Annotated in this window: 10 protein-coding genes and 1 pseudogene; 4 read left to right on the top strand and 7 right to left on the bottom strand. The window is 41.2% G+C overall.

The genetic code is table 11. The features are described 5' to 3' along the window. Both RM049_RS38785 and RM049_RS38780 read left to right on the top strand, forming a co-directional pair. Nucleotides 1-540, top strand: a pseudogene (locus RM049_RS38785) (hypothetical protein); the annotation flags it as partial. A 224-nt stretch (nucleotides 541-764) separates the two neighbouring features. Continuing rightward, nucleotides 765-1,418, top strand: a complete 654-nt coding sequence (locus RM049_RS38780; protein ID WP_322708043.1) for a hypothetical protein — start codon at nucleotides 765-767, stop codon at nucleotides 1,416-1,418. A gap of 44 nt (nucleotides 1,419-1,462) precedes the next feature. On the opposite strand, the gene RM049_RS38775 is transcribed toward RM049_RS38780, so the two are convergent. The 3 genes from RM049_RS38775 to RM049_RS38760 form a co-directional block, all read right to left on the bottom strand. Beyond that, the gene (locus tag RM049_RS38775; protein ID WP_322708042.1) at nucleotides 1,463-2,566 is read right to left on the bottom strand and encodes a GHMP kinase; all 1,104 of its coding nucleotides are present in this window, start codon (nucleotides 2,564-2,566) and stop codon (nucleotides 1,463-1,465) included. Nucleotides 2,567-3,288: 722 nt separating this feature from the next. Beyond that, nucleotides 3,289-3,498, bottom strand: coding sequence for a hypothetical protein (locus RM049_RS38765; RefSeq protein WP_322708041.1), 210 nt, complete (start codon nucleotides 3,496-3,498; stop codon nucleotides 3,289-3,291). Nucleotides 3,499-3,567: 69 nt separating this feature from the next. Beyond that, on the bottom strand, nucleotides 3,568-3,783 hold the full coding sequence (locus tag RM049_RS38760) for a Nif11-like leader peptide family natural product precursor (RefSeq protein WP_069068113.1): 216 nt from the start codon (nucleotides 3,781-3,783) through the stop codon (nucleotides 3,568-3,570). A gap of 607 nt (nucleotides 3,784-4,390) precedes the next feature. On the opposite strand from RM049_RS38760, the gene RM049_RS38755 reads away from it, so the two are divergent. Further along, a complete protein-coding gene (locus tag RM049_RS38755; RefSeq protein ID WP_322708040.1) occupies nucleotides 4,391-5,317 on the top strand; it encodes a pentapeptide repeat-containing protein in 927 nt (308 codons plus the stop codon). Between the two features lie 596 nt (nucleotides 5,318-5,913). After that, nucleotides 5,914-6,105, top strand: coding sequence for a hypothetical protein (locus RM049_RS38750; RefSeq protein ID WP_322708039.1), 192 nt, complete (start codon nucleotides 5,914-5,916; stop codon nucleotides 6,103-6,105). Nucleotides 6,106-6,460: 355 nt separating this feature from the next. On the opposite strand, the gene RM049_RS38745 is transcribed toward RM049_RS38750, so the two are convergent. The 4 genes from RM049_RS38745 to RM049_RS38730 all read right to left on the bottom strand — a co-directional run bounded on the left by RM049_RS38745 (nucleotide 6,461) and on the right by RM049_RS38730 (nucleotide 8,001). Beyond that, nucleotides 6,461-6,751: a hypothetical protein gene (locus RM049_RS38745; protein ID WP_322708038.1), complete on the bottom strand. Its 291-nt coding sequence runs from the start codon at nucleotides 6,749-6,751 to the stop codon at nucleotides 6,461-6,463. Between the two features lie 303 nt (nucleotides 6,752-7,054). Then, nucleotides 7,055-7,282 carry a hypothetical protein gene (locus tag RM049_RS38740; RefSeq protein WP_322708037.1) on the bottom strand — a complete coding sequence of 76 codons (228 nt, stop codon included), beginning with the start codon at nucleotides 7,280-7,282 and terminating at the stop codon, nucleotides 7,055-7,057. A 24-nt stretch (nucleotides 7,283-7,306) separates the two neighbouring features. Next, entirely contained in the window at nucleotides 7,307-7,765 is a 459-nt protein-coding gene (locus RM049_RS38735; RefSeq protein ID WP_322708036.1) for an HNH endonuclease, read from the bottom strand. Next, a complete protein-coding gene (locus RM049_RS38730) occupies nucleotides 7,762-8,001 on the bottom strand; it encodes a hypothetical protein (RefSeq protein ID WP_163939136.1) in 240 nt (79 codons plus the stop codon). Before RM049_RS38730 ends, RM049_RS38735 begins: the two co-directional genes overlap by 4 nt. Between the last annotated feature and the right edge of the window lie 335 nt (nucleotides 8,002-8,336).

Raw genomic sequence — 8,336 nt, 5'->3', positions numbered from 1 at the left:
GCCCAGATTGAACAGAGAGGTGCGGCGGGTAATACCGCCCATCGACTCTACCTGGTTTGTACATTTCCGTTAATTACCTTGGAACCTAACCAGCTAAATTTATTCTCTGATTTGACCGTCACACCAGCACGCACAGCAGAGACACTGGTAATGAGCCTTGAGGCGCTGTTGAAGTGGAAATCTCAGATTTTTGAATATCAGCAGAAGGTGAGAGAGAACAAACCACCACAGCAGACGGCGTTATTTGACCTTACCCCTAAACATTGCAATCCAGACCAGATTGATCCACTCTTGCTGCGGCTTGTGCCAATGTCGTTTTATCGAATGCCAGTTGATAGTCCTGGAGAAGCTTGTCTGTATTTCATCATAGACTCGGCGGCTTCTGTTGTGTTGTACGTGGGCGAAACCTGCCGCATTCTTCAAGTGATGGCAGGGTATACACGCCTGCAAAGATTACATCGCCAGCTACCAGGATTTACATTATCGCTATGGGTTACAAACAGCAGTCAACGCCGCATTTTGGTGGGATGCTCCGGTTGAGAGAAAATTCCGGCAAGACTTGGAATTAAAATTAATTTTGAAGTGGCGATGCCTGCGGCGGGCTACGCCTACGCCCTTTAATAAAGAAAACTGGGAACGTTGGGGGCAACCGTTTCAAAAATAAAATTATCAGCCAGTTGGGGAGCAGTTTATTTTTTGAGAAATTTACGGTAGTTTGTCTTTAGTGAAAGTAAACACTACCTAATATCAAAATCAAATTAATTATGCTTAGATTACGGGCTGTATGGTTCATTTCGGTAACTGCCGCGCTTTTGAGTTTTGGACTAGGTACAAAAAAAGTAATGGCGCAGATACAATATCCATTCTCAGCTATCTACAATTCAGAAACTACTCTTGAGCCGATCACAGGAAACATTTTAAAAATAACCAATATAGGTGAAAGTGCTAATGCGCCATACGGTCTAAGTAGACTTGTAAATATCAGCTATGGCAATCTCGACAATAATACAGGTGTGATTACAATTGAGCCAGATCCAGCAACATTTGGGTTAAACGACTTACCACTTGGTAACATTACAATTTTTGGTCAAGGAGCAGATAAGCTATTCGGAACCACCAGAGGTACTGCTACCCTTGACTTTCAAAATTTTGTGGGCACGGTTTCTAATACTATAAGTATTACTGGTGGCTCAGGTACATTTGAGGGTGCAATTGGCACACTGATCTTGTCTGAGAATCTTACACTTAACCCAGATCCAACTGCTCCTGTAAGAGGTCTACCTCTAATCTCAGGTTCTTTTCAAACATTTCAAACAGTTCCAGAACCGAGAAATACCACGGCGATATTTAGCATCGGCTTGATTGGAGTGGGTTTTCTGCTACGCCGACATAGACTTCGAGTTACATCATTTGAGTAATCATAAGCTGTATGTCTCGTTTAATTTAGCGAACTAGTGGTATTTTAACAAACATCCCCATGCTGATTTTTGTCCTCAGCTAAGTCAATCATAGGAGTTGGTAGTCTTGAAATAGTCAACTGTAACGCTTGCATTTGAGGAAAATCACGCTTAATAATTTCGATAGCTTTTCTTTGACTCTCTTGATTTTTAACTATTAGTTGTGCAGTGCCATCCCCCTGAGAACCTACGCCTTTTCCTCCAAAGATATAAGGCTTAAGTGGCTCGTGATGGAGAAGCAGATGTAGCTTTTTTGCAGTTAATTGATCGGGACAAGCCGGAACTACGTATCGGTCAAATTCCATTTGGGCTTTTGTCATTAAAGCTCCAAGAAGTTGGGCATCTCCTATTTGTATTGCTTCAACTGCTGTTTGTGTAATTTCAGAACTAATAGAACCAAAATATTTTTGAACATTTTGCTCTATTGAATTAGTTGCGAAAGGATAACACTGATTCAATCGTCTTAGTATTTCTTGTGTGTTTTTGCTACCGCAGAGATCGACAATCACAAAAAACAAATTCTCACTTACTTTCAATTCGAGTAGGTCAATTTGTTCACCATCAAATATCATCAATATTGGGCGATTTCCATAAGCACAAGCTTGATCCATACGACCACAAAGGCTAGGAGTGGTTCTTTCTCCCAGATAGGCAAACTCCATTTCTGAACGAATTGTCATCTTCAAGTCATACACACGATTAAAAGACCTCGCAATCAGAACGCAAAAAGCAGCACTCGAAGATAATCCCTTTTGGATGGGTAAATCGGTTAGATAATTCTCAACCTCAAGTCCGCCGACACCATAGTGAGTCAAAATTTGATAAGCTGTACCAGCAGCATAACTAAAAAAACCGCCCTCTTTGGCTACGGACTTGAGAGTATTAGATTCCATAGGTAATCTGAGCGGTTCATAACTCCTGCCATCATTGAGAGAAGCACGAATAATTAATTCAGTAGAATTAGGCAAGACATCGGCATAAATTCCTTGATTAGTACCAACAATTAAGGTGTAGCCCTTTTCGAGAAGAGGATTAACACTGCGATATTCTCCTGCCCAGTCACTGTGTTCTCCGAACAAACAAAGACGGCCCGGAACAAAAATTCTCATTTTAATTTTCCTGTTCTTAATCAAGGTATATTATCCTGATTAACTTGAATAGATAACATACCAGTCATCACTCCAATAGCCTACATCAGCAGGGCTTTCGGAAATCACTCGTGAGAATCAATTGAGGAGACGATGGCTACGCTCCATAAGAGCGATGTCTACGACGGGCTGCGCCTACACTACTTTCTCCATCCCCAGATTTCCTTACTCAGCACCCCATCACCAGCAACCATATTCTGTATTCCGCAAAGGAAGAGGCTCAAAGTCGCGGATGCCGTCTGTGATCCATTGACTTGTGCCTACTTCTAAATTTTGTAATGCCAACTTCAAGATTATTCGTTTTTTGCGTAAAACACGAAACTTGAGGTGAATAGTATTATATGACGGTATTTACTATGGATAAACTGGGGACAACAATAAAAGTCTCCTATACAATTTACTTCTATCAAAAACTGCTCTAGCTTTCGTCTAGGGCAGTTTTATAGAACCCATTTGATATCTCTAAGAAGCTGCGAGTCTCTTAAGCATGAGCCTAACAAAACAAAGATTGAGCTTGGTCGTGGCATTCGATAGTGTTCGCTCAAAGTTCTTGACACTTGATCTTACAGCGCCCCATCCAAGCATTCGACCGCTCAATTACCCACCTGGCTACTGCTGGGATAAATCCTGACTTGCCTTGCGCTGCCTTTTCTTGGGTGGAAGGCTTGGTCGAGCGCTCAAACTTAATATAAACGCATGATCTGCGGGTATACCTTTTCTAGTCCCTGTGTCAGATGTTCTGGATGATAACCCTGGTCGAGTAGGATGGTAATTTTAGGAATGTTCATTGGTTTTGACCGGAAATAGCCGATGTTTTCCCTCAACATCTCCAGCAAGCCAGCATCATCGGAAATATTGGCTTTCGTGCAGTGTGTAAAGAAGGGTAATACCAATAATCATGGTGCTTTGATTGGGGATTAGATCCCTTAGCTTACGATTTTTTACAAATTCTCGCGTGACCCCTAGTTGTACTCTCCAGGAAGATCAGTTTTTCTAACAGTAATGCTGCCAACTTTCTTACCTGACATTCTCAATAATTCATCACCTGAAAATTCAAAACCAAGCTTTAGTGCTATTCGCGCAACATCATCTGCGGTTGGTGCTGCGAGCACCTCGTTTTTAAGTTCAGGTTCAGACTGCATTTTCTTTAAAAATGCTTCGATTTGCTCAAAAGCCATATTTAAAATTTGATCCTCGCTAGCTACTCGTAATATAAAGAAAAACAGCAGTATATTCTTTAAGACTAGCAGCACAAGGGTATCAAGATTCGGGGGAAAGATGATTATCGCGATGCGCTGCTCTTCATTGTAAGAGTTTGGTTATAGGACTTACGCATCGTACATAAGTACTAAACACAATTTGGGTATTTTAGCCATGTTTTGGCATCCAGCGATCGCAAATGTCGGAATAAATCAGGGTTATCTGAAGCCTCTGAAAAGACTAAATACCGTAATACACGTTTTAGTTGATTTGTATAGTGCGTAAGTCCTAGGTTAAAAACTTTGAGCGAACTCTGGCTCATGCGACTGCCAAGCTCAATCTCTGTTTTATCCGGCTCATGCTCAAGCGTTTAGCTCAGGCATAGATATCAAATGGGTTCTATATTGCACGGTGAACTGATTTCAACTGTGCCCAATAGTGAATCATCTAACAGTAGCTAGGAGCAATCGGAATTTTGGCACAGCCCATTATTTACTCGCTTCTGGAGAAATATTGCCCTAAATCCCGGAACATCACATATCCTAAATGTATTTTGTATAAATCCTTACTTTTAGCAGCCCAGCCATGCCCCAAGACTTTTCCGGTCAAAATCTCAGAGGTCGTTCTTTTAAAGGTCAAAACTTGGCTGGGGCAAACTTTAGTGATGCGGATATTCGAGGAGCAGATTTTACAGGTGCTAATTTAAGAGGGACTAATTTTAGCAATGTAAAAGCTGGACTGCAAAAGAGTTGGGCTAGTTTTCTAGTTTGTGTTTCGTGGTTGCTCTCTGGAATTTCAGGATTTTTCTTAGCCATTACTGGAGGCGTGATAGTTTCTGTATTTAATAGCTCAACTTTAGAAACTAATGTTCCAGGCTGGACTGCCTTAGTCGTTGCCCTCATCGGAGCCGTCAGCCTCGCCTTAGCTTTCGCTTTCACCGTCGCCCTCGTTGTTGCCTTTGCCTCAGCCTTGGATTTAGCCGGGGCCTTTTCCTTCGCCATCGCCATCGCCTTAGCCGTTACCTTAGTGGTTGCCGTCGCTCTCGCCATCGCCTTCGCCCTCGCCTTTTCCTTCGCCCTCGCCTTGCCCTTTGCCATTACCGTTGCTGTTGGACTCGTCGTCACTGTCGCATTAGGATTGGACTTAGCTGAAGCCTTAATCTTCGCCATTGTCTTGGTCTTCGCCGTCGCTGGAGCCTTAGTTTTCGCCATTGCGTTGGTTTTCATCTTAGTCAGAAGTGGAGCCGCATCCATCGTCTTCCTCGGAGCAGGAGGTTTGTCCTTCGCCGTCACCTTCGCCATCGCTTTTACCGTAGTTATACTTAGTACTTACATTGCTAGGAGGGCAATGAAAGGAGATGAAAAATACGCCATTATTCGCAACATTGCTATTGCTTTTGCAACCTTTGGTGGTACTAGCTTTCGCAACGCTGATTTAACTGATGCTAGTTTTACAGGAGTCATACTGAAAAGTACGGATTTTAGAAAAGCTATTCTGACTCGTACTTTTTGAGCGAGATGTAGGTTAAAAGATTTTAGCAGCAAGTCCTTATTTGTCAACAAATAGTATTTTTATACTACTTAAAAGTCATATATGCGTTGACACTTATATTCTGTAATTTGTAGCGTTCGGCTGATAAATTACAATCAAAGTCTTCAAAACAGGGTCTTGCTTTAAGTTTTCCCGCAACAGTGGCTTTTCTAACGGCTTGCCTCAGCATCTGGTAGTCAAATTATTTGAACCTGCCCTAGAACCGACACGCCTGAAAAGCCGAAATTCACAGCAACATTATGCTTAATCTGTACAGTGCCTAAACCCTAGTTTAGATAAAGAGTACTTAAACTCTTCATGTTTAAGTACTCCCCTTATAGAAAGCTATTTTCAACTATAAGCAACAGCTTAGTTGCTGTACATACTTACAAAAACTAACTTAAGATAGACTATTATTCATACTTAAGTTAGTTGTAAAAAGTGCTAATGTTAAAAAGTTTTCAAGAATATTCATAACTAGGCTTGACCAGTTAGTTTCACTAAAACGTATTTATACCTGTTCTCATTATGAGACTGGCTGCTTTACCAATATTCAGCAAGCGCAACTGCACAGTACCATGACTACTACTAAGATTCATTCAGTTGTCTGTATTCACTCTCGTATTTTAGTAATATTTTACACTCAGGGTAAATGCTGGCAGTTTCGGATTATTAGCCCCGATGGCATGGTGTTTATTGAGCATCCGATTTATTTTAGTGCTGAAGCAGCAGCAAAAGCTGGGCGTGAATGGATTTATCAAAAGCGGTAAAGCGGTTAATTCATTCGGTGGTAATCCAAGCCGAAAAATACTTTATCGTACCAGCAGGAGAGCTATCACCTTTAATGAAATTCAAAATGCAAAATTCAAAATTTAAAATGAAGAATAAAAATAATTTTGAATTAATTAATTCGTTATTTTCTTGTCCCCGCTACAATCTCTGATTTGGCGGTCAACAAGAGAGTGGTGAGTTCAGAGCTAACACTAATTGTCTTTATTTTTGAATTCTGAATTTTGAATTTTGAATTTAGAGAAGCGACTTGACTCAGGATTAATAACAAGTAATATTTTTGGGTGAAAATCGAGTTTTCAAGTTAAAAGCCCTAGTAAAATCCAGGGCTTTATTTTATATGCGGTTTACTAAATGCCAGCTAAAAAAGTTGCCAGCCCTTTCCATACCTAAACCCTGCTTTTGAAACTCACGGGCTATAGCCAGTTCCATAATTTCGCAGGGTTCGCTGCGCCATTTCATTGTTGCTGCACCAACCAAGTGTTCGCTGTCGTCCATACGATATACAGCATCAACGAGGTTAGCAAGCCCCCATCGCAGCGCACGCTCCGATTTTTCTGCCAACAGTAGTATCGGAATCAGCGCTTCAAGTTCGTCGTCAGGAGCTTGTCGAATAGCAATCGCCATTCATATTCCCCTTTAATCAGAATTTATTTTTCAAAACTATAGTACCAAGTTGGATTAATCGATTTGACACTCAAAGCGTGAAGAAGGCAGGAGGCAGGAGGCAGAAGGTTGCAATACAGTGTAGGCTTCAGACCTACACTGATTGCGGGACACCAAATCAGAGATTTTGAAGTGGGGCTTAAACCCTTGCTCCCTTTGGTCGCGGCAGAAGGCAGAGGGCAGTATTCCTTCTGCCTTTCTTGCTAATACCAATTCACAATTGGCAATCAGCTATGCCCCGCAATGCTTACGCAATTAAAAAACTTAGATGCAGCAAAGCAGTAATTCTGTGACAATTAGTAGCCGATGCCTGCGATCGCCTTTGACTGATGAATTATAGCCAACTTCTTCAATACAAAGCTTCCAAACCGAATCTTCGCGCCGGATTTCCCACAACATACCACTGCAATAGCCCACACCAGCAGGGCTTTCGCCAGTAAGAGAGAATCGATTGAGGAAACGATGGACTATGCACTGCTTGAGCGATGGCACTTCTAAAGTTAAGAAAATTGCAAATCAAAACTCTTTTACTTGTCGTGGGTCTTCATCCGGTGGATGCCAATCACCTTTGAGCCAAAGACGACGAGCTTTGACAATAGACCCTTCATTATGACGTTCATCATTAAGGTCTAAACGATTACTTGTAGCTCGTCCTACAGAACTAATGCCAATAATTTTTAGACCATCTGCTGACCAAATAAAGTGGTCTGACCACTTCTGCTGGCGTGGATTAAACAAAGGTAGTATTTGTCCTGTATCTGGATCAATTCCAGTGGTAAAATTGTAGCGATATCCGTTACAACGCTGACAAGCTAACGCCAGGTTATAAGGATCATCCGAACCTTTAAGAGACTGTGGAATAATATGGTCAATAGAAAATAGAGCAGCGCTTGCTTCTTCTGAAGAATGACAGTATTCACAAAGAAATTTTGCTCTTTGTCTCACTAATTTTTTGGTTGCATCATTAACTGTCATGATTCAGAAATGATTTTGGCATTAAGCAAGGTAAAAATTCTATCTAGTTCCAATATGCCTGCCAATTCAGCATCTTCTTCTGTGGTTAGCAATCCAGCTTTCTTTTTCTCAGACAATTCTTCGAGTCGAGACTGTAATTCTTCAGTAAATTTAAACAAATGTATGTCCCTAACTTTACTGAGTTTGATTCCAGAATCTACCCAGAATGAGGGTTGAACCATCATTTGAGTAATCATAAGCTGTATGTCTCGTTTAATTTAGCGGATTGGTGGTATTTTAACAGCGAATCTTCCTTACCTGCTTTGGTTTGAATGTCAATTGATAAAAGGTAATGCGGTAGACTTGTCTTTTTCCCCAAAGAAGAAGCTTCAAATCACGGTTATTGTCTATGATACGTTGATATGTTGGCTGATGCCGACCTCTAAACTTTGTAATGCCAACTTCAAGATTATTCGTTTTTTGCGTAAAGCACTAAACTTGAGGTGAATAGTATTATCAATACCTTAGCCAATTTAAGCAGGGTTAGCGCGTCTCAAACCCTATTGACAGGTGGAGTCTAGCTCGCGTGTTG

The sequence above is a fragment of the Nostoc sp. DedQUE04 genome (assembly GCF_034530995.1).
GTDB lineage: Bacteria > Cyanobacteriota > Cyanobacteriia > Cyanobacteriales > Nostocaceae > Nostoc.
Note: the sequence above shows the minus strand (reverse complement) of the source record. Positions and strands in the feature narration are given on the sequence as shown.